The organism is Nonomuraea sediminis (assembly GCF_018531495.1).
GTDB classification, from domain to species: Bacteria; Actinomycetota; Actinomycetes; order Streptosporangiales; family Streptosporangiaceae; genus Nonomuraea; species Nonomuraea sediminis.
This window is the reverse complement of sequence record NZ_JAHDTI010000011.1, coordinates 364,962-385,755: the sequence shown is the minus strand read 5'-3', so window position 1 is coordinate 385,755 and position 20,794 is coordinate 364,962. Positions and strand designations below refer to the sequence as shown.

20 protein-coding genes are annotated in these 20,794 nt (G+C 71.6%); 5 read left to right on the top strand and 15 right to left on the bottom strand.

The genetic code is table 11. The annotated features are described in order from the left end of the window. Positions 1 to 25: 25 nt before the first annotated feature. Positions 26 to 1,231, bottom strand: coding sequence for a mannosyltransferase family protein (locus tag KIK09_RS39350; RefSeq protein WP_214324566.1), 1,206 nt, complete (start codon positions 1,229 to 1,231; stop codon positions 26 to 28). A gap of 132 nt (positions 1,232 to 1,363) precedes the next feature. On the opposite strand from KIK09_RS39350, the gene KIK09_RS39345 reads away from it, so the two are divergent. Together KIK09_RS39345 and KIK09_RS39340 are read left to right on the top strand one after the other, a co-directional pair. Then, a complete protein-coding gene (locus KIK09_RS39345) occupies positions 1,364 to 2,029 on the top strand; it encodes a response regulator transcription factor (protein WP_214324565.1) in 666 nt (221 codons plus the stop codon). Continuing rightward, positions 2,026 to 3,135 (top strand): sensor histidine kinase, encoded by a 1,110-nt coding sequence (locus tag KIK09_RS39340; RefSeq protein WP_308164584.1) that lies wholly within the window; start codon positions 2,026 to 2,028, stop codon positions 3,133 to 3,135. Before KIK09_RS39345 ends, KIK09_RS39340 begins: the two co-directional genes overlap by 4 nt. Positions 3,136 to 3,284: 149 nt before the next feature. On the opposite strand, the gene KIK09_RS39335 is transcribed toward KIK09_RS39340, so the two are convergent. Both KIK09_RS39335 and KIK09_RS39330 read right to left on the bottom strand, forming a co-directional pair. After that, on the bottom strand, positions 3,285 to 4,595 hold the full coding sequence (locus KIK09_RS39335; protein WP_214324564.1) for an ATP-binding protein: 1,311 nt from the start codon (positions 4,593 to 4,595) through the stop codon (positions 3,285 to 3,287). Next, entirely contained in the window at positions 4,592 to 5,245 is a 654-nt protein-coding gene (locus KIK09_RS39330) for a response regulator transcription factor (RefSeq protein ID WP_214324563.1), read from the bottom strand. The genes KIK09_RS39335 and KIK09_RS39330 overlap by 4 nt, the downstream gene beginning before the upstream one ends. Before the next feature lie 69 nt (positions 5,246 to 5,314). On the opposite strand from KIK09_RS39330, the gene KIK09_RS39325 reads away from it, so the two are divergent. Further along, positions 5,315 to 5,998, top strand: a complete 684-nt coding sequence (locus KIK09_RS39325; protein ID WP_214324562.1) for a hypothetical protein — start codon at positions 5,315 to 5,317, stop codon at positions 5,996 to 5,998. Here the strand turns inward: KIK09_RS39325 and KIK09_RS39320 are convergent. Continuing rightward, complete coding sequence (locus KIK09_RS39320; RefSeq protein ID WP_214324561.1) at positions 5,989 to 6,837, bottom strand: helix-turn-helix transcriptional regulator; 849 nt, start codon at positions 6,835 to 6,837, stop codon at positions 5,989 to 5,991. The two genes, KIK09_RS39325 and KIK09_RS39320, sit on opposite strands and share 10 nt — an antisense overlap. Positions 6,838 to 6,941: 104 nt before the next feature. Here KIK09_RS39320 and KIK09_RS39315 point away from each other — a divergent pair, with 104 nt between their 5' ends. Then, positions 6,942 to 7,712 carry an alpha/beta fold hydrolase gene (locus KIK09_RS39315; RefSeq protein WP_214324560.1) on the top strand — a complete coding sequence of 257 codons (771 nt, stop codon included), beginning with the start codon at positions 6,942 to 6,944 and terminating at the stop codon, positions 7,710 to 7,712. On the opposite strand, the gene KIK09_RS59575 is transcribed toward KIK09_RS39315, so the two are convergent. Continuing rightward, positions 7,702 to 7,827 (bottom strand): hypothetical protein, encoded by a 126-nt coding sequence (locus tag KIK09_RS59575; RefSeq protein WP_275956416.1) that lies wholly within the window; start codon positions 7,825 to 7,827, stop codon positions 7,702 to 7,704. The genes KIK09_RS39315 and KIK09_RS59575 overlap by 11 nt on opposite strands. Positions 7,828 to 8,131: 304 nt before the next feature. After that, entirely contained in the window at positions 8,132 to 9,511 is a 1,380-nt protein-coding gene (locus KIK09_RS39310) for a pentapeptide repeat-containing protein (RefSeq protein WP_214324559.1), read from the bottom strand. A gap of 70 nt (positions 9,512 to 9,581) precedes the next feature. On the opposite strand from KIK09_RS39310, the gene KIK09_RS58325 reads away from it, so the two are divergent. Beyond that, the gene (locus tag KIK09_RS58325) at positions 9,582 to 11,234 is read left to right on the top strand and encodes a TIGR02452 family protein (protein WP_214324558.1); all 1,653 of its coding nucleotides are present in this window, start codon (positions 9,582 to 9,584) and stop codon (positions 11,232 to 11,234) included. Here KIK09_RS58325 and rbsK read toward each other — a convergent pair. Genes rbsK through KIK09_RS39260 form a run of 9 tightly spaced genes read right to left on the bottom strand, consistent with a single transcriptional unit; the run spans position 11,231 to position 20,644 of the window. Then, on the bottom strand, positions 11,231 to 12,115 hold the full coding sequence (gene rbsK / locus KIK09_RS39300; protein WP_214324694.1) for a ribokinase: 885 nt from the start codon (positions 12,113 to 12,115) through the stop codon (positions 11,231 to 11,233). The genes KIK09_RS58325 and rbsK overlap by 4 nt on opposite strands. Positions 12,116 to 12,117: 2 nt before the next feature. Then, positions 12,118 to 13,452, bottom strand: a complete 1,335-nt coding sequence (locus KIK09_RS39295; RefSeq protein ID WP_214324557.1) for an ADP-ribosylglycohydrolase family protein — start codon at positions 13,450 to 13,452, stop codon at positions 12,118 to 12,120. After that, positions 13,449 to 14,588: an ADP-ribosylglycohydrolase family protein gene (locus KIK09_RS39290; protein WP_214324556.1), complete on the bottom strand. Its 1,140-nt coding sequence runs from the start codon at positions 14,586 to 14,588 to the stop codon at positions 13,449 to 13,451. The genes KIK09_RS39295 and KIK09_RS39290 overlap by 4 nt, the downstream gene beginning before the upstream one ends. Next, the gene (locus KIK09_RS39285; RefSeq protein ID WP_214324555.1) at positions 14,585 to 15,553 is read right to left on the bottom strand and encodes an ADP-ribosylglycohydrolase family protein; all 969 of its coding nucleotides are present in this window, start codon (positions 15,551 to 15,553) and stop codon (positions 14,585 to 14,587) included. Before KIK09_RS39285 ends, KIK09_RS39290 begins: the two co-directional genes overlap by 4 nt. 7 nt (positions 15,554 to 15,560) lie before the next feature. Continuing rightward, complete coding sequence (locus KIK09_RS39280) at positions 15,561 to 16,529, bottom strand: ADP-ribosylglycohydrolase family protein (protein ID WP_214324554.1); 969 nt, start codon at positions 16,527 to 16,529, stop codon at positions 15,561 to 15,563. 2 nt (positions 16,530 to 16,531) lie between these two features. Next, a complete protein-coding gene (locus KIK09_RS39275; RefSeq protein WP_214324553.1) occupies positions 16,532 to 17,842 on the bottom strand; it encodes an ABC transporter substrate-binding protein in 1,311 nt (436 codons plus the stop codon). An 8-nt stretch (positions 17,843 to 17,850) separates the two neighbouring features. After that, entirely contained in the window at positions 17,851 to 18,669 is an 819-nt protein-coding gene (locus KIK09_RS39270) for a carbohydrate ABC transporter permease (protein WP_214324552.1), read from the bottom strand. Further along, entirely contained in the window at positions 18,666 to 19,580 is a 915-nt protein-coding gene (locus KIK09_RS58320; protein ID WP_214324551.1) for a carbohydrate ABC transporter permease, read from the bottom strand. The genes KIK09_RS39270 and KIK09_RS58320 overlap by 4 nt, the downstream gene beginning before the upstream one ends. Further along, positions 19,577 to 20,644: a LacI family DNA-binding transcriptional regulator gene (locus KIK09_RS39260; RefSeq protein WP_214324550.1), complete on the bottom strand. Its 1,068-nt coding sequence runs from the start codon at positions 20,642 to 20,644 to the stop codon at positions 19,577 to 19,579. Before KIK09_RS39260 ends, KIK09_RS58320 begins: the two co-directional genes overlap by 4 nt. Positions 20,645 to 20,794 lie beyond the last annotated feature (150 nt).

The following is a 20,794-nucleotide window of genomic DNA, read 5'->3' as shown; positions in this document are numbered from 1 at the left end:
GTCCTTGAAGACATGGCCTGTGGCTTCAGCCGGCCCAGATGTTGTTGGCGAACATCAGGACGTGCAGGACCGCGAGGGGGATGGACACGGCGGCGTACAGGAGGAAGATGCGGCGGGGGGCGCGGGCGAGGAGGAGCCACAGGGGGAACCAGAGCAGCATCGAGCGCGGGATGGACATGTAGTAGGTCGAGGTGGTCAGGGCGGCCACCTGCAGGCCGACGTAGACGCATTCGGGCCACAGGCGGCGGTGGGCCAGCCACGCGGTGAGCGCCACGCCGATGACCGCGGCGGCGAGTTCGCCGCGGAAGGCCCAGGTGAAGGCGTTGTCCACGTGCCAGGCGGCGTCCCAGCTGGTCTGCCAGGCCTCCCACGGCCAGGTCAGTTCCCTGCCCCAGCCGGCCTTCTGCGCGCTCTGCCAGGCGAGCCAGTCTCCCGTCCTGGTCCACTGGTAGAAACTGTAGGCCGCGAGGGGTAGGAACGGCAGCGCCAGCCAGCCGGCGGTACGCGGGCGTACCCGTCCCGCCCGCCAGGCCAGGGCGAGCCGTACGGCCAGCGCCACGGCCAGGTACAGGCCGGTGACGCGGACCGAGGAGGCGAAGGCGGCGCACGTGGCGGCGGCGGCCCAGCGGTCGCGGCCGGCGAGCAGCCAGGCCGGCAGCGCGAAGGCCAGGAACAACGCCTCGCTGTACCCGGCGAACAGGAACACTGCCGGCGGGGCGAGCAGCAGCGCCCACACCGCCCGCGACCCTGTGCCTTCTTCCGCGAGACGGGCCAACACGCGCGGCCCAGTGCCTTCTGCTGCGAGACGGGCCAACGCGCGCGGCCCGGTGCCTTCGTCGGCGAGGCGGGCCAGCGCGCACACGGCGACCGCCCCGGCGGCCAGGGAGATCAGCAGCCCGGCCAGCGTCCAGTCGCCGATCACGGTGTGCACCGCGCGCAGCAGCAGGGGGAAGCCGGGGAAGAACGCCGGCAGGCCGGGGTCGGGGGCGACGTCAGGATCGCCGTCGTAGCCCCATCGGGCGATGCGCATGAAGTGCACCGCGTCCCAGCGCATCCACCGCTCCACGTGGCCGGCGTCCCTGCCCAGGTTCAGGTACCAGGCGCCGCCCGCGGCCAGGAGGGCCACCCCTGCGCGGGTGAGCAGCCAGGCGGTCAGCGCCTCGCCGATGACGGAGCGGGAGCGGGCGGTGGCCGGCGCGGCGGCGCGGGCGCGATCCAGAATGGTGTGCATGGCGACTCCCCGGTCGGTGACGGTGCGCAGGTCACTGCACCAGCCGGGGTGTTTTGCCGGTGTCGCGGAAAAACCATATGCGGGCCATATGTCCGATCGATCAAGCTGGCCGCGCGCGGGAAAGGGGCGGGGATGAGGGTGCTGGTCGTGGAGGACGAGCCCTACATGGCCGAGGCGCTCGAGGCGGGGCTGCGCCGCGAGGCGATGGCGGTCGACCTGGCCGCGGACGGGCACGCGGCGCTGGAACGGCTGGCGGTCAACGACTACGACGTCGTGGTGCTCGACCGTGATCTGCCCGGCGTGCACGGCGACGAGGTCTGCCGCCGGCTGGCGGCGACGAACCCGGCCTGCCGCATCCTGATGCTGACCGCGTCGGGGCGGCTGGACGACAAGGTGGCGGGGCTGCGGCTGGGCGCCGACGACTACCTGGTCAAGCCGTTCGACTTCGCCGAGCTGGTGGCCCGGCTGCGGGCGCTGGAGCGGCGCAGCGCGCCCGCCGCGCCGCCGGTGCTGCGGCACGGCGGGATCCGGCTCGACCCGTTCCGCCGCGAGGCCTACCGCGACGGCCGCTATCTGCGGCTGACCCGCAAGGAGTTCGGCGTCCTGCAGGTGCTGCTGCGCGCGGACGGCGGAGTGGTCAGCGCCGAGCAGTTGCTGGAGAAGGTGTGGGACGAGCACGCCGACCCCTTCACCAACGCGGTGCGGATCACGGTGTCCACGCTGCGGCGCAAGCTCGGCGATCCACCGGTCATCCACACCGAGACCGGCGTCGGCTACAGCCTGCTGCCCCCGTCGTGAGACGCCTGACGATCAGGGCCCGGCTCACGCTCATCTACGGGGGCCTGTTCCTCGTGGCAGGGACCGCGCTGATGGGGCTGGTGTACCTGCTCATGCGGTACGCCCCCCGCTACGCCTTCCCCGAACACGACACTCCCACCGCGGGCCCGACCCGGTTCCCCAGCCCCATGCCGACCGCGGCCGGCCCCGATGTGCTGAACATCAGCAGCAAGGATGACGTGCTCGCCACCCTGCTGCTGTTCAGCGGCGTGGGCCTGGTGGTGCTGACCGCGCTGGCCCTCGCGCTGGCCTGGTACGTCTCCGGGCGCGTGCTGGCCCGCGTGCACGACATCACCGCCACCGCCCGCACCGTCGCCACCGGCAATCTGCACGAGCGCATCGCCCTGGATGGCCCGGCCGACGAGCTCAAGGACCTGGCCGACACCTTCGACGAGATGCTCGACCGGCTCGACGTGGCCTTCCAGGCCCAGCGCCGCTTCGCCGCCAACGCCTCGCACGAGCTGCGCACACCCCTGGCCACGACGCGCACCATGCTCCAGGTGGCGCTCGCCGACCCCGACGGCCAGGATCTGCGCGTGCTGGGCGACAGGCTGCTGCGCACCAACCAGCGCAGCATCGACATCACCGAGGCCCTGCTCACCCTCACCAGCGCCGAGCACGGCCTGGGCGCCACCGAACCCGTCGACCTGGCCAGGCTCCTCACCGAGTCGGCGGCCGCCCTCGACGCCCGCGGCCTCACCCTGAACGTGTCGGTACGGCCGGCCGTGGTGCACGGCGATCCCGTCCTGCTTCGGCAGCTCGTGACCAACCTGCTGACCAACGCGATCCGTCACAACGTGCCGGGCGGCCAGGTCCAGGTCGTCCTGACCGGCGAGCGGCTCACGGTCGCGAACACAGGGCCTGTCGTAGCGCCCGAGGACCTCGAGCTGATCTTCGAGCCGTTCCACCGGCTCGACACGCGCCAGACCCGCGGGCCCGGCTCGGGCCACGGGCTCGGCCTGCCCATCGTCCGCGCCATCGTCCGCGCCCACCACGCCACTCTGGACGCCTGCCCCAACCCCGGCGGCGGGCTGACCATCACGATCGTCTTTCCCACCGCCCGCTGAGCCCTTGGACGAGGTTCTCGTACGGCAGGCCGCCACCACCGCCCGCCCGCCGCACTTCGGCTGAGGGCCCGCGGCCGGCGCCTCTGGCGAGTCGGTGACACTTCCTCGCCGTCACGCCGAACGGAAACCTCCTGGAGTGGGCACCTTGATCACGGGGGCTCCGGCTCGTCGGTATCCGCGGTGCTCAGGACGATGGTGATCCGGGAGGGGAGACTCAGGGTGGCCGTGCCCGCGTGGGATTCGGCGACGGCCTTGACGATCGCGAGGCCGAGCCCCGCTCCCCCGCCAGGGCCGCTGACGAAGGGCTCGAAGGCGCGCTCCGCCAGGTCGGGCGGGAAGCCGGGGCCGTCGTCCTCCACGGAGATGGTGATCGTGCCGCCGTCCCTGGAGGCCAGGACGCTGATGGGTGGGTGGCCGTGCCGTACCGCGTTGTCCAGCAGGTTGCCGACCGCCTGCCGTACCCGGAGCGGGTCGAGGCGAACGGTCTCGTCGGGGGCCGAGACCGTGACGCCCTCGAAGGCCAGCTCGCGCAGGAAGTCCCCGAGGCGGACGGGCGTGCGGTGGACGGGCAGGCGGCCGTGGCGGGTGCGGGCCAGAACGAGCAGGTCCTCGGCGAGCCGTACCAGGGTGTCCGTCTGGCGGGAGGCCGACTGGACGGCCAGCTCGAGCTCCTGGCGCGTGCGCGGGCGGGCCAGCGCGAGGTCGAGTTCGCTCTTGAGGATGGCCAGCGGCGTGCGCAGCTCGTGGCTGGCCTCGTCGACGAAGCGGCGCTGTCGCGCGGCCGCGTCGTGCAGCCGATCGAGCATGGCGTTGACCGTCACGGCCAGCTCGGTCAGCTCGTCGCCCGCGGGCGGGACGGGCAGGCGGCGGTTGGGCTCCAGCTCGGAGATGGCCGCGGCCTCCTTGCGCATGCGCTCGACGGGCCGCAGCGCGCCGGCTGCGACGAGCCAGCCCGCGGCCGACGACAGGGCCAGCGCCCACGGGCCGCCGATGAGCAGGAGGGTGAGCAGGCTGTCGAGCGCCTCCTGCCGGTCGCCGAGCGGCGCGCCGACGACCACGATCCCTGACCTGGTGGGCACCGCGAGCAGCCGCGCCTCGTCGTCCACTCCCTCCACCCGGGTGGTGAAGAAGGTGGGCCCGGTCAGGCCGCGGACGCCGATCATGGGGGCGGCGCTGACGGCGTCGGTGGTCTGCAGGATGTGGCCGGAGGAGTCGAGGATCTGGGCGAAGGCCTCGTCGGGGTCGATGAGGTTCTGCCCGATCTCCATGGGCGCGGGGTGGTGCCGCTCGAGGGCGCCGACGATCACGCCGGCCCTGGACCGCAGGTCGAGGTCGACGCCGTTGAGCAGCTCGGCGCCGAGCCGGGCGTAGAGGAAACCGCCGAGCCCCGCCAGGACCAGGGCCATGGCCAGCGCGAAGGCCAGCGTCAGCCGTACTCTGAGGGAGATCCTGGCGATCATCGCAACCGGTATCCCGCCCCGCGGACGGTCTCGATCCGGCCGTGCCCGAGCTTGGCGCGCAGGTAGCCGACGTAGACCTCGACGACGTTGGAGTCGCGGTCGAAGGCGAAGTCCCACACGTGCTCGACCAGCTCCGTCTTGGACAGCACCAGGCCGGGCCTGCGCATGAAGTACTCGAGCAGGGCGAACTCCTTGGCGGTCAGGCTGACGGGCCGCCCGCCCAGCCGCACCTCGTGACGGGCGGGGTCGAGCTGGAGGTCACCCGCGGACAGTACGGCGGGCCGCTCCCCCGCCCCTCTGCGCAGCAGCGCCCGGAGCCTGGCCAGCAGTTCGGCGAAGGCGAACGGCTTGATCACGTAGTCGTCGGCCCCCAGGTCGAGCCCGCGCACCCGGTCCTCGACGGCGTCCCTGGCGGTCAGCAGCAGCACCGGAGCCCAGTTGCCCGCGGCCCTGACGCGTTCGAGCACCGCGAACCCGTCGATCCCCGGCAGCAGCACGTCCAGGACGATCACGTCGTAGGCGTTCTCCGCCGCGTACCAGGCACCCTCCTCGCCGTCGCCGGACACGTCGACGGCGAAGCCCTCCTCGGTGAGGCCCCGGCGCAGGATCGAGGCCATTTCCGGCTCGTCTTCCACCACCAGCACGCGCATGGCGGGCTCCTCTCAGCCTCCTCTTATCGGAGGCGGCGGATCCTGGTCGGTATCGCCCAGGGAGGAAGAATGTCCCGATTCACATGGCTCGCAGGCGTCCTGGTCGCGACGTCCCTCACGCCCGGCGCCCAGGCGACTGCTCCAGTATTCTCCGCGAACGTCACCAACCCCTGGTTCCCCCTCAAGCCGGGCACGACGCTCGTCTATCACGGCACCCAGGACGACGAGGCCGCCGTCGAGTACCTCCGGATCTCCAAGGAGACCCAGAAGATCGACGGGAAGCCGTGCCGGGTCGTCCTGGACCTGCTCTATGTCAAAGGTAAGCTCGCCGAGACCACGCGCGACTACTACAGCCAGGACTCCAAGGGCAACGTCTGGTACTTCGGCGAGGACACCGCCGAACTCGCGCCCGACGGCAGCATGGTCACCACCGAGGGCAGCTGGCACGCGGGCGAGCCCGGCGCCCGGGCCGGGATCCTCATGACGGCGGATCCCCGCGTCGGCCAGTCGATGCGGCAGGAGTACTCCCCGGGTGTCGCCGAGGACTACTTCGAGGTGATCGACATGTCGGCGCCGGTGTCCACGCCGTACAAGTCGTTCCCGTCGGCGCTGGTCACCAAGGAGTGGACGCCGCTCGAGCCCGGCGCGCTGGACCACAAGTACTACGTGCACGGCGTCGGCATGGTGAAGGAGATGACCGTGCACGGCGAGCACGAGGAGTTCGCCCTGGTCAAGATCCTGAATCAGGCGTGACCGCGGTGGGCCGTCTCCGGGCCCACCACGCGCAGCAACTCCAGGGCCTCGAACGTCCTCGACCCGGGCGGCGGGGTGAACACCAGCAGCCGTTGGTCCTCGGCCGGGGCGAGCAGCGTCTCGTAGTCGAACTCCATGGGCCCGATCACCGGATGCAGGACCCGCATGCGGGTGCGGCGCCGTACCGCGACCTCGTGCAGCTCCCACATCACGGTGAACTCCGCGCTGGCCCGGTGCAGCCGCTCGACCAGCGCGGCGGACGGCCCGTCCTGGCCGCGGCGGCCCACGGCCGCGCGCAGGTCGGCCACGTGCGTGCGGGCGTGCGCCTCGTGCTCCTCCTCCGGGTAGGCCTCGCGCACGGCAGGGTCGGTGAACCAGCGCCAGACGATGTTGCGGTCGGGCTCCACGACCGTGCAGTGGCAGCCGAACAGCGCCTCGGCCATGGTGTTCTGCGCCAGCACGTCGCCCAGGTCGCTCTGCAGCTGCGCGGGCGTGTCGGTGAGCCGGTCGAGCAGGTAGAGCAGGCTGGGCCTGACGTGGTCGCCCGCGCGCGGCCCGGCGGGCGGCCGGTGGCCGGCCAGCAGGTAGAGATGGTCGCGCTCCTCCCTGGTCAGCCGCAGCGCGCGGGCCAGCGCGGACAGCAGCTGCACCGACGGCTGCGGGCTGCGCGCCTGCTCCAGCCGCATCAGGTAGTCGGCCGACATGCCCGCCAGCTGGGAGACCTCCTCGCGACGCAGTCCAGGGGTACGGCGGCGCGGCCCGGAGGGCAGCCCCACCTCCCCCGGCAGGAGCCGCTCCCTGGCACGGCGCAGGAAGTCGGCGAGCTCTGGTCGATCCATGCCGTCCATCCTGCAACAGCGGCGAATGCCGCAGGCTAGGACCCCTTGTCCTAGGGAATCCGGTCCGCTCCTCATCCCGGCGCGGACCTGGCAGCGTGCAGGGCATGACGAACCTGACTGTCGACGGCGCCCGCATCGGCTACCGCACCGAAGGGAGCGGGCCTGGCCTGGTGTTCGTGCACGGCACCGGCCCCGGCTCGGTGATCTGGCGCGGCTTCGCCGAACGTTTCGCCGGCCGCAACACCGTGATCCTGCCCGACCTGTCCGGCAGCGACCCGGTCGAGGACGACGGCGGCGAGCTGACCGTCGAGGCGCTCACCCGGCAGCTGGCCGCCGTGATCGAGGACACCGGGCGGGGGCCGGTCGACGTGCTCGGCTTCTCGCTGGGCGCGGTGGTGGCGCTGTCGCTGGCGGCCACCCGGCCCGACCTGGTGCGCCGCCTGATCCCGGTGGCGGGCTGGAGCCACACCGAGGACGAGTACCTGCGCAACGCGCTGGAGATCTGGCACCGCCTGGGCGGCGACTCGGCGGGCTTCGCCCGTTTCTCGATGCTGACCGGGTTCAGCCGCCGCCATCTCAACGAGATCGGCAGGGACGCGGTGGAGGAGCTGGCGGCCTACTTCGTGTCCACCCCGAACCGGTTGCGCCAGGTCGACCTCAACCGCCGGGTCGACATCCGCCACCTGCTGCCCCTCATCCAGGCCCCCACCCTGGTGATCGGCACGGCCCGCGACGCCCTCATCCCCGTCGAGACGTCCCGCGACCTGCACGCTTCCATCCCCGGCTCCTCCTACGCCGAACTCGACGCCGGCCACGTCGCCTACCTCGAGCGCCCCGAGGAGTTCGACAAGCTGGTCCGCGACTTCACCGCGTGACCTCCCCGGTACGGCGGGCCGCCATCAGGGCGGGCGCCGAGAAAGCGATCGACCACCAGCCCGCCGCCTGGTAGCCGGCGCGAACGAGGATCGCGGCCGGCACCGCCCCGGGCACGAACAGGCTCGCTGCCTGCGCCCACTCGCCCGTGGACAGGGCGAGGCGGGCCGTGCCCCTACCGCGTGCGTAGCCACGAGGTCGCCGACCGGGCGCCGGGGCGGCGAGGAGGTGTGCGGCGGAGGTCGGCGCCTGGTACGGCGGGAGACAACGACCGGGGTGCCCCGATCCCGAATGGGCGTGACGGCGAGGAAGCGGCGCCGACTCGCCGGAAGCGCCGGTCAGGGGTCCTCAGCCGGAGTGCGGCGGGCGGACGGTGGCGGTGGCCTGCCGTACGGGAACTCGCCGTAACAACAGGCGCTGGTCAGGTGGTCAGGCCCACCACGTCGGCACCGTTGAACGTGCTGCGGGACAGGTCGATGGTCTGGCTGCCCTCGGCGCCGTCGAAGGAGACGCGTCCCGCGGTGAACCAGGCCTCCTCGAAGCCCACCCGCGCCCCTTCGAAGCACGCCCCGTCGAAGGTGAGGGTGCCGCCCGTCACCTCGGCGTTGGCGAACGAGACGACGCCCGCGGCGAAGCGCGCGTCGGTGAAGCTCGACTCGCCGGAGGGGAAGCATGTCTGGCGGAAGGAGACCGTCCCGCCGTCGAAGCGGGTGAAGGCGAACGAGACCCGGGCCCCCGCCAGCCGGGCGCTGTCGAAGGACACCGTGCCGGCCGTGAACGCGGCCCGGTCGAAGGAGATCGCCCCGGCCGCGAAGCGGCAGTGCTCGTAGGACACCTCGGCCCCGGCGAACTCGGCGCCGGCGAAGCTCGCCTCCGTGCCGAAGAACTGCGCCCCGCTGAAGGTCACCTGCCCGCCGGTGAGCCGCGCCCGCGGCAGCAGCAGCTCGGCGCCGTTGAACTGGGCGTTGGCGAAGCCGAGCCGGCCGCCGGTCACCTCGGCGCCCTCCAGCCTGATGCGGCCCTTGACCAGCTCGGCCTCGTCGAAGAGTACGGCGCCGCCGTCCAGCCTGGCTCTGTCCATCCGCAGCACGCCGCCCGCCAGCGTGGACCCGCGGAAGCTCACTTCGGCCCCGGCGAACCGCGACTCCCTGAAGTCCAGCGTCGCCGGGCCGAACTCCGCACCCTCGAACGAGACGCCGCCCGCGGCGAAGACCGCGCCCCGGAAGGAGACCTCGCCGGAGCGGAAGCGCGCCCCGGTGAAGCGGGTCCGCGCCCCGGAGAAGGTCGCGCCGCCGAAGTCGCCGCCGTGGAACTCGACCCCGGAGAAGTCCAGGTCGTGGCCGCGCCAGTTGACGGCCGCGTCCTCGCGCAGGTGCGCGGTGATCAGCCGGATCGTGGTCTGCCTGACCTCCCTGTCGCCGTTGTCGTCCTGCGCGGGCAGCCGCAGGCACGCGCAGAGCACGTCCACGCAGGTCTGCCGCTGCTCCCAGGTGCCGGAGTCGTCGGCCAGCCCGGCCAGCGCGTAGACGGCGGCGAGCCTGGAGGCCGGCCGCTCATGCCCGAGCTGGTCGGCGATGGCGGCGAAGCGGTCGTTGAAGAGCTTGATCTGCTCCCTGCTCTCGGCCGCCTCGGCGGTGCGCTGCCTGCGGTAGACCATGACGAGCCCGACCAGCGCCCCGGCTCCGGCGACCACGGCGAAGGCCATCTTGAGCAGCTCGAAGAGCGTCTTGGACGACAGGACGGGCTCGGGACGGACGTGCTGGAATCCGGTGATCAGGAGCCCGGTCACGACCACTGCCACCAGAGTGAGAATCGCCGCGGAGAAAGCGACCGCCAATGCCAGTGCAATAGGGGTCAGCCGTAGTCCGGGGATGGATCGACCTCGTTTGGATGGCAAGTGTTTGTCCACCGCGCCAGCTTACGATTGGCGCGTGGATCTCAAAGTTGAAGTCCGGACCGAGGACCGGATGGTCTTCGTCGACACGGTCGGTGAAATCGACGTCTACACCGCGCCCAAGCTACGGGAAGTGCTGGTCGACCTCATGGCCGACGCCCCGCCGCAGGTCTACGTGCTCAATATCCGACAGGTCGATTATTTGGACTCCACCGGCTTCGGCGTCCTCGTCGGCGGCCTGAAGAGGGCGCGCGCCCAGCGCTCGGAGGTGGTGCTCATTTGCACCACGGAACGCATATTGAAGGTATTTCGTGTAAATGGGCTGATAAGGGTCTTTCCCATATACAAGTCGGAAGAAGCAGTCTTGACGGAAAAGAAGTGGATCTCCTGGGATCGGGCCACCGACGTGGTGGTCGATACGGAGGAGGTCATTATGGGATTTCCGGTCTGGGCATATTTTGCCGACCAGGCCATTTCCCGGATATTCACCGGTTTCCTCGACCGGATGCTCAATGCTTTCGACCTGGAGATCATCTATTACGGGGAAGGCCGCTTCCGCGGCGCGCGAGAGGTGGGGGTGCGGGCGCGCTCGGGCTCCCGAGCCACCACGGCCAGCGCCACCGAGCAGTCCTCCCGGCTCCGTGCGGCCCTGCAAGGCCGGCCGGTCGACCTCGACCCGGCGGAGAGCAGGGCCATCGCGCTGTTCGAGCAGATACTCGACCGGGCCACTGCGGCGGTGGTCCAGATCGCCTCGCTCATGGTGGTCAAGGTCGACGGCCGGCGCGAGTCGCGCAACCTCACCCAGCCCGAGCTGCGCTACTGGTTCTACAACGAGCACCTGAAGAGCGACCCGGAAGTGGCGATCCGCCTGCTGCGTTCACCCCCCGGGCCGTTGGAGCTCAGACTGCTCGGCCAGGACCGCTCGCCCCGGCTTCGCGCGCTCGCCGCCGAAACGCTCGACATCCTCGAGGCGGGAGGCTACGTCAACCCGGATGGACAGTGGGTGCCCCTCACCTCGGCCTCTCCCCGGACTCACCTCCGGGATGAGCCGCTCACGCTCCAGCGCCGCCACAAGCGGGCGCGGTTCGAGGTGGTCAACGAGAGCACTCTTCAGGCCGCCGCCCGCATGGGCGGCAACCCGGCCGTCCTGGGCTTCGCCTCCCCTCGTCCCCCTGGGCGCGCCTACCGCGACGGCGCGCAGTCGCAGGAGACGAGCCTGCTGCGCGCCTCGACGTTGCACACCGCGCTGGCCGGGGCCGAGGACTTCCACGCCGACGCCGACGCCGTCCTCTATTCCGCCGGTGTCCAGGTGTTCAGGGACGACGACGGCGACCTGCTGGCGGAGCCGTACGAGATCTCCGTCATCAGCGCGGTCGCCCCGAGCGGACGCGCAGCGATCGACGCCGGGATCAAGCGCCTGCTCGCCGTCGCCCAGACGCACGGGCATGACACGCTGGTGCTCGGCGCCTGGGGCTGCGGCGCGCGCGGCAACGATCCTGCCGTGGTGGCGTCCCTGTTCAGGAAGCACCTGGCCGGCGGCAGGTTCGCGCACGTGGTGTTCGCGGTGCTCGGCGAGCCCGCCATGACGGCGTTCCGCACCGCCTTCTCCGGGCATCGCCGGACGCGCTAGGACAGGAAGGCGTCGATCTCCTGGCGGGTGGGCATCGAGGTGCTCGCGCCCTCCCGCTGCACCGACAGCGCGGCGGCGGCCGAGGCGAACAGGAGCGCGTCGGCGGGCGGCTTGCCCTCGGTGCGGGCCACGGCCAGGGCGCCGACGAACGTGTCGCCTGCCGCCGTCGTGTCGACCGCGTGCACCGGTACGGCCGGCACCCGCAACCGGTCTCCGGAACGCGAGCCGTACAGCGCGCCCTCGGAGCCGAGCGTGATGACGACCTCGGGGACCTTCTTGAGCAGCTCGTCCAGCGCGGTCTCGGAGTCGGCGGCGCCGGTCAGCGCGGCGGCCTCGTGCTCGTTGGGCACGATGAGCGTGACGGCCTCGAGCAGTTCGTCGGGCAGCGGGCGCGCCGGCGCGGGGGTGAGGACGACCTGCGCCCCGCCGACCCTGGCGGCCTCGGCGGCGCCGATCACGGCCTCCATGGGCAGCTCGAGCTGCAGCAGCAGCGCCTGCGAGCGGGCGATCACGGCCAGGTCGTCGCTGGACGGGCCGGTGATCGTGCCGTTGGCGCCGGGCACGACGATGATGGAGTTGCCGCCCTCGTCGTCGACGACGATGTGCGCGATGCCGCTGGGCCCCTCCACCCGGCGCAGGCCCGCGACGTCCACCCCCGCCTCGGCCAGGGTGGCGCGGATCTCGGTGCCGAAGGAGTCGTCGCCGACCGCGCCGAGGAAGGCCACCTCGGTTCCCGCGCGGGCGGCGGCGATGGCCTGGTTGGCGCCCTTGCCGCCGGGCACGGTGCGGAACGCCCGTCCCGTCACTGTCTCGCCCCGCTTGGGGGCCTGTGCTACGTACGCGACGAGATCCATGTTCGCGCTGCCGAAGACCGAGATCATGGTCACATCATCTCCTGAGTACGGCGGGCCAACTCCACCAGGGTGACCCCGTCGAAGCCCGTCAAGCTGCTGGCCAGGCTGTCACGCATCAGCCACTGCCCGGGTACGCCGCCGTTCAGCGCGCCCGCGATCGACCCGGCGGTGGCGCCCGCCGAGTCGGTGTCCCAGCCGCCGGCCACGGCACCGGCGACGGTGGCCGTGAAGTCGCCGTCGGCGTGCACGAGCGTGGCGGCGACCAGCGCGGCGTTGTTGATCGTGTGGACCCAGTGCAGGTCGCCGTGCCGCTCGTGCAGCCGGTCGATCACGCGCTCGAAGTCGCTCTCGGCGGTGGCGTCCTCGACGGCCTGCCGCAGCGCGGCGCCGAGCCGCGAGGCGGGCGGCACGACCGCGATCCCGGCCTCGACCGCCTCCCGCGCCGATGTGGCGACCAGCGCCTGGGCGCACATCGCGGCGGCGAACATGGCCCCGTAGACGCCGTTGGAGGTGTGGGTGAGCCGGGCATCGCGCCAGGCCTGCTCGGCGGCGGCCGCGGGATCGCCGGGGTTGACCCAGCCGTAGACGTCGGTGCGGATCATCGCACCGATCCACTCGCGGAACGGGTTGCGGTAGGTGGCGGTGCGCGGGGGTTCGAGCCCGTCGAGCAGGTTGCGGTAGGCGACCCGCTCGGCGGTGAACGTCCGGCCCGCGGGCAGCTCGTCCAGCCAGAGCTTGGCCACGTCGTCGGTGGTGAAGCCGCGCCCGGCGCGCTCCAGGACCGACAGGGCGAGCAGCGGGTAGTTCAGGTCGTCGTCCTCGGGGATGCCGTCGATGTTCTCGACCAGGGAGTTGACGGCGCTGCGGCGGTTCCATGGCCAGCGCTCGGCGATCTCCTCGGGCAACCCTTCGGCGGTGAACCAGCCGCGGATCGGCCAGTTGCCGGTGGCCTTGGCGATCTCCTGGATGCCCGCGCGCGGGATCTTCTCGACCGGCTTGCCGAGCACGCATCCGGCGGCCCTGCCCTGCCAGGCGCCCAGCACGCGGGCCGGGTCCACGGGGGCCCGCGTCGGCTCCGGCCAGTCCGGGCACGCCGCCACGATGTCGGAGATATCCGTCGGCTCGTCGAGGGGCGACGGGAAGGAGGCCAGCTCGTCCAGCAGGTCGGCCGCGAGGGCGCGCAACCGTGCCGCCCCGGCAGAGGAGGCGCCCGCCCGGGGCGGGGCGTCGTGGCCGCCCGCGGCGTGCCACCTTTCCGCGATTTCCCCTATTTCCGGAAATTTCGCTAGACGGCCGTCTTCGGTGGCTTGGCGGAGCTCGTGACCGATCAGGTCCTCGGGCTGCACCCAGGTCAGGCGGATCACGACTCGTCCAGTTCGGCGAAGGCCGCCTCGTGCGCGCGCCGCCGCCGCAGGTCCTCGGCGTGCACGCGGCGGGCCACGGCCGCGATCGCGTGGCCGGGAGCCACGAGGTCGGTACGGCTGGCCGTACCGACCTGCGAGACCCACTCGGCGGGAACGGCGGCCAAGCCCCCGAGGGCGCCGGCGATGGCGCCGCCCATGGAGGCGATCGAGTCGGCGTCGCGGCCGTAGTTGACGCCGCCGAGCACCGTGTCGCGGTAGTCGCCCTTGGCGATGACCAGGAACGCCAGCGCCAGCGGCAGTTCCTCGATGCTGTGCACCCGCGACGGGCGGCGCGCGCCCAGGCCCTGGTCGCGGTAGGTGTCGGCGACCGTGTCGTAGGGGCGCATGGCCGCGCGCAGCGTCTCGAACGAGCCGTCCCAGTGGCCCAGCCCGCGCGCCGCCTCGCAGACCGCCTCGATGGCGGCCCTGGTGCCGTCCTTGGCCAGGCGCAGCGTGGTGGCGACGACCGAGTCGACGGTCGCGCCGGGACGCATCGCCTCGGCCACCGCGGCGGCCATGACGCCGGCGGCCTCGCGGCCGTAGCTCGACTGGTGGGCGCCGGTCAGGTCGATGGCCTCGGCGTAGGCGGCGTCGGGGTCGGCGGCGTTGACGACGCCGACGGGCGCGACGTACATGGCGGCGCCGCAGTTGACGATGTTGCCGACTCCGGCCTCGCGCGGGTCGACGTGGCCGTAGTGCAGGCGGGCCACGATCCACTTCTCGGCCAGGAAGATCCGCTGCAGCGGCAGCGCCTCGGCCTCCAGCTCGGGGATCCACTGCTTGGCGCCCATCAGCTCCGGCACCACGTGCTCGGCCATGGCGTAGGCGTCCAGGTGGCCGCCGGCCTTCTCGTACACCCTGATCAGAGCGTGTGTCATGAGGGTGTCGTCGGTGATGTGGCCGTCGCCCTTGTGGTAGGGGGCGATCGGGCGGGCGTTGCGCCAGTCCTCGTTGTACGGGCCGACGATGCCCTCGACCTGCCCGCCGTACCTGGCGACGATCTGCTCGGGCGTCCAGCCCTCGGTGGCACCGCCGAGGGCGTCACCCACCGCCGCTCCCGCCACGCACCCGGTGGCCCTGTCGTCAAGCGGCGTCATGCGAGTCCCTCCAAGAGTTCCATCAGATCCCTGCCCGCCAGTTCGGGCAGGCAGCAGCCGGCCAGTGTGCGCGACGAGGCGGCCCACCCCTGCGGGATCGTCTCGTATCCCCCGCAGGCGCCGGTCAGCGCCCCGGCCAGCGCGGGCGCCGAGTCGGCCAGCGCGGAAAGGCACGCGGCGGCGGGCACGGCCTCGCGCAGCCTGCCGCCCGACACCTCGGCCAGCGCGAGCGCCGCCGGCACGGTCTGCGCGGCGCCCACGGCGTAGCTGTAGACGTGGTCGACGAGCGCGGCGTCGAGCGCGGGCACCGCGGCGAAGGCGTCCCCCGCCTTCCTGGCGGCCTCCCGTGCGACGCGGGCGTTGTGCCCGATCGCGGTGTCCTCAGGCAGTACGGCCAGCGCCGCCTCGACCGCTTCGGTGGCCGATCCGGTCTCCACGGCGGCCCCGATCGCGGCGGCCATCGCGTGTGCGGCCCGCAGGCCGTCCTCGGCATTGGTGACCTGGGCGTCCTCGGCCGGGTCGAGGCCGAACACGCCGAACGCGACCGCCCTGATCGCGGCGGCGTCGTCGAAGTGGTGCGGGTTGTCGTGGCCGCTGGCGGGCGGTTCGACGCCCTTGGCCAGGTTGTCCAGGGCGGTGGCCACGGAGATGCGGGCCCTGACGTCCTCGCGGCCCACCAGGCTCAGGAACGCCTCCACCCTGTCCTGCCGGATGGTCAGCGTGGTCCAGGCCAGCCACTCGGCGTCGTCGGACGGGCCGAGCGCCAGCGGCGCGGTGGGCTGGTTGAGCGCGAACGGGACGGGCAGCGTGGTGACCCGGTGCTCCTCGGCGAAGGCGTCGAGCTCGCGGTAGAGCCTGCGGCTCCACGGGGCGTGCACGGCCGAGCGGTGCCTGGCCGCCGGCCAGCCCGCGGCGTCGCCCACGGCCAGCCCGGCGAAGGCTCCCCTTCTTCTGTCCCCCGACATGGTCTTTTCAGAGTCCTCTCGCCAGTTCGCCGGCGACGTCCAGTACGTGTCTTCCCGCTACGACCGGCAGGCATTTCCCCGTCACGGGCCCGATTCTCCCGGCCCATCTGCGCGGGACCCCGCTCTCCCCCTGCCCGGCGCCGGCGATCGCCCCTGCGATGGCGCCGATGGTGTCCGCGTCCCTGCCCAGGCTTACCCCGAACGTCACGGACCTCTCGATGTCGCCCTCCCCCGCGAGGTAGGCGGCCATCGCCAACGCCACAGCTTCAGGGGCTACGTCGGTCCACGGGTAGTGCTTGACGACGACCGCCGCGTGCAAAGCCTCGGTCAGTTCCTCCGCCGTATCGCTGCTCGCCTCGCCCAGGACCTCGCGTACGCGGACGATGTTGCGGGATGTCCAGGAGTCCGCGGGGATCACCGAGAGGGCGGCCAGGACCACTTCCTGTGGCCTGGCCCCGGACATCGCCGAGGCCACGGCGGCGGCGACGGCGCGCCCGCCGAGGATGCCCTCGCCCGACCCGCTGACCAGCCCGTCCTGCTCGACCAGCCGGGCCGCCTCCGCGGGGTCGCCGGGGCAGAAGACGCCGTAGGGCGCCGCGCGCATGGCCAGCCCGTCCGACCAGCCGTGCGAGTGCACCAGCCCGGTCAGCGGCGGCTCCAGCCCGCGGCGCAACGCCTGGATGGTGCCGAGCTCGGAGAATCCCGCCCCGCGCATCGGCCCCGTCACCAGCGGGATCACCTCGGATCGGTAGGCGGCGGCCACGTCCGCGGCGGTCAGGGCGTGGCCGTGCCGTACCAGCAAGGAGGAGGCGAAGATGGCGTACTCGGTGTCGTCGGTGCCGCCGCCCTCGAGCTCCGTGAGAGTCCCCCAGCGCCGCCGGATCTCGGCGGGCGTGAGGTTCTCCGCGGGGGCCCCGAGGGCGTCGCCGGCCGCGAGACCGAGCAGACACCCACGGGCCTTGTCGCGATAACTCACCGCTAGTTGTTCTCCAGGACCTTGTTGCCCTCGTCGACGAGCTGCTTGGCCGCGTCGTCGAGGCTGATCTTGCCGGCGAAGTACTGCTGCAGCGCCGGCGTGGCCACCTTCGTCTTCCACTCGTCGTAGCCGTTGACCTTGAGGAACGGCGCCACGACGAGGATCTTGGCGGTGGAGGTGGCCACGTCCCAGCCGATCTCCTTGGTGGTCATCGCCGGGTCGGCGGCGGCCTTCTGGGAGGTCGGCAGCAGCCAGTCACCCTTGGCCAGCTTGACCTGGTTGGTGCCGTTGAGGAAGAAGGAGATGAACTTCAGCGCCTCGTCCGGGTGCTTGCTGTCCTGCGCCACCGACAGGGTCTGCGAGACCGCGCCCTGGTTGGAGGAGGTGCCCTTCAGCGGAGGCAGCGTCACCCAGTCGAAGCCCTTGGGCGCCTGCTCGGCGATCTGCTGGCGCAAGTAGACGCCGGCGGGAAGCAGCGCGTACTTGCCGGCGAAGAAGCCGGGCAGCGGGTCGGCGGTGCCCATGCCGAGCGCCTTCGGATCGGCCGACTTGTCCTTGTTGATCTGGTCGTAGATGCGCTGGAGGACCTGCTTCTCCTCCGGGCCCACCTTGACCGTGGTCTTGCCGTCGGCGGTCTGGAAGAACGTGCCGCCGAAGTTCAGCGCCAGGTTGAGGGTCTTGTTGACCGGCGACTTCATCGCCCAGGCCACGCCGTAGTTGCCGCCCTTGGTGAGCTTCTTGCTGATGTCGGCGAACTCGTCCCACGTCCACGGGCTGTCGGGGGTGGGGATGCGCACCTTGGCGTCGTCGAGCGCCTTCTTGTTGGCGTAGATGACCTGCGACTCCTGCAGGAACGGCACGCCGTACACGCCCTGGTTGCCCTTGCCGTCGTCGAAGGTGGTGGTGTCCCAGGCGGCCTGCGGGATGTCGCTCTTGAGCTCGGCCGGGACCTTGTCCTTCAGGTCGAGCAGGTAGCCCTGGGTGGCGAAGCTGGCCAGGGCCGGCGAGTCGTCATGGATGACGTCGGGCGCCGTGCCGCCGGCGAACTGGGTGACGAGCTGGTCGTTGACGTTGTCCCAGCTGCCCTGCACCAGGGTGACCTGGATGGTGGGGTTCGCCTTGTTCCACTCGTCGACGAGCTCCTTGTTGGCCGCGATGGACTCCTTCTGCCAGGCCAGGCTGAGGAAGTTCAGCTTCACGGGCTCGCCGCCGGACTTGGCCGGCTCGCCTGTGGCACCGCTGCCGCCGCTGCTGCCGCACGCTGCGGACAGAGCGATGATCGCGGCTGCGGCCAGCGCCGATTTGATACGCATAGGACCTCCTAGCCCTTGACGGCACCGGCCATCAGGCCGGACTTCAACCGCCGCTGGATGATTGCGAAAAACACCAGGCTCGGGATCGTCGCCATCACTGACGCCGCGGCCAGCGGTCCGAGCCTGGCCACACCCTCGGGCCCCGTGAACGAGGCCAGCAGGAGTGGAAGGGTGATCACGTCCGGGTCCTTCAGCATCACGAGCGCGAAAAGGAACTCGTTCCAGGACGAGATGAAAGAGAACAGCAGGGTGGCCACCACCCCGGGTGCCAGCAGCGGCGCGACCACGCTGACGATCGCCCGCAGGCGCCCGGCGCCGTCCACTGCCGCGGCCTCCTCCAGCTGGGGAGGCACGGAACGGACGTAGCCCTGCAACATCCACAGCGCGAACGGCAGCGTGAACGTCACGTGCACGGCCACCAGCCCGGCCAGCGTGTTGACCAGCTCCAGCTTCACCATGATCGTGAACAGCGGGATGATGATCAGGATGAACGGGAAGACCTGGCTGAGCAGCACCCAGCCGAGCGCCGCCTTGTTGACGGCGCCGCGGTAGCGGGCCAGGGCGTAGGAGGCGGGCAGGGCGATCACCACGGTGATCACGGAGCTCGCCACCGCCACGATCACGCTGCGCAGGGCCGCGCCGACCAGGTCCTTCTCGGTGAAGGCGGTGACGTAGTTGGCCGTCGTGGGGTCCTGCGGGATCCAGGTGGGGTGCAGCTGACCCATCTCCTGCGGCGTCTTCAGCGACATCGACAGCAGCCACAGCAGCGGGAAGATCAGGAACGCCATGTAGGCCAGCAGCGCGAGGTACTGCGGGATCCGCTTCACGAGGACGCCTCCCTCATCTGCCGCCACAGGTAGACGCCGAGCACGGCGAGCACGACCACGGTGATCACGACTCCCATGGCCGCGGCCGAGCCGAAGCGCCCGTAGCGGAAGGCCTCCTGGTAGGCGAAGAGCATCGGCAGCCGGGTCCGGCCGCCCGGCCCGCCCTGGGTGAGCACGAAGACCAGGCTGAACTGGTTGATGTTCCACACGAAGTCGAGCGAGGTGATCGCCACGATCACGGGCTTGAGCTGGGGCAGCGTGATGTTCCAGAACTTGCGCCAGGTGCCCGCGCCGTCCACCTCGACGGCCTCGTAGAGCTCCTTCGGCACGTTCTGCAGGCCCGCGAGCAGCACCACGGTGGTCTGCGGCATGCCCGCCCAGACGCCCATGATGATGATCGCCGGGATGACGAACGTGAAGTCGGCCAGCCAGTCGATGTCCGTGCCGAGCATGCTGTTCAGGATCCCGGCGTCCGGATGGTAGACCAGCTTCCACATCAGGCCGATCACCACGGGCGGCATCGCCCACGGCACGACCGACAGCACCCTGGCCACCCCGCGGAACCGCAGGTTCTGGTTCAGCAGGATCGCCAGGCCCAGGCCCGCCAGGAACGTCAGCGCGGTCACGCTCAGCGCGTAGATCAGGCCGATCCTGAAGGAGGACCAGAAGTCGGGTTCGGTCAGCAGCTTCACGAAGTTGTCGAACCCCGCGAAGCTGTAGACGCGGTTCCGGCCGGCCCGCGCGTCGGTGAAGGCCAGGCCGATGCCGTACAGCAGCGGGCCGACGCTGAAGATCAGGACCGGCACCAGCGCGGGCAGCAGCAGGACCAGCAGCTCGCGGCGCTGCCGCGAGCGCACCTTGGCGCTCGTCCGCGGCGCCGGCCGCGCCGGTTTCGTCGCGGTCGCCGTCACGCCACCCCTCCCGTGTTCTTCGTTCCTGTACGGCGGGCCGAGTCCGGCACCGGGGCGGGCTCCACGCCCGTGGTCGAGGCGCGCGGCACCAGCCGAGGCGGCACCGTGACCACGCGCGGCTCCCTGTCACCGTGCTGCAACCGGTCGAGCAGCAGCTCGGCGGCTGCCTTGCCGCGCTCGGCCGAGCCGAGCGAGACGCTGGTCAGCGACGGCCAGGACGCGGCGGCCAGGTCCGTGTCGTCCATCCCGACCACCGCGACGTCCTCGGGCACCCGCCTCCCTGCGGCCCGCAGCACGTCGAGCGCGCCCAGCGCGATCAGGTCGTTCGCGCACATCAGCGCGTCCACGTCGGCCACCCGGCCGAGCAGGTTCGCCACCGCGCGCGCCCCCTCCGCGCGGTAGAAGTCCCCGATCTCCACCAGGTCCTCGTCGTACGGCAGGCCCAGCGCCTCGAGCGCCTCCCGGTAGGCCGCACCGCGGGCGGCGCCGGGCACGGTGTCGAGCGGGCCGTTGACCAGCGCGATCCGGCGGCGGCCGAGCGTGTGCAGGTGGTTGATGGCCAGCTTGACGCCGGTGCGGGAGTCAGCGCGCACGTTGTCGACCCTGGTCCCCTCGGGCACCGAGCCGATGATCACGACGGGCGCGCGGGCCGCGGCCAGCATCTCCAGGTGCGCGTCGGTGACCCGCAGCGGGCTCATGATCAGCCCGTCTACGTAACGTTCGCCCAGGCTGTGCAGCACGTCGATCTCATCGGCCACCACGGCGTCGGTGGAGTGCAGCATCAGCCGGTATCCGGCGGCCTTCAGCACGGGCTGGATCTGCCGCAGCATCGCCAGGTACGCCGGGTTGCCGATGTCGGCCATGGCGAAGGCGACCTGGTGGGTGCGGCGCGACTTCAGCGAGCGGGCCACGGCGTTGCGCACGTACCCCAGCTCCTCGGCCGCGGCCATCACCTTGCGGACCGTGTCCTGCCGGGTCGGCAGCCCGTTCAGCACCCGCGAGACCGAGGCGATCGAGACGCCCGCACGCTCCGCGATCGTGTTGATCGTAGGTCCGTCGCCCACCTCTGTCCTTCCCCTGAAGGCAAACGCCCGAGTTTTCTGTAAACGTTTACCGTGATGCGCACATGAAACCCGCACGTAACCCCAGGGTCAAGTCACGATAACATAACACCAGGTCAACCCCCTTTCCCGACCGCGTCGGCGACTCGAAGT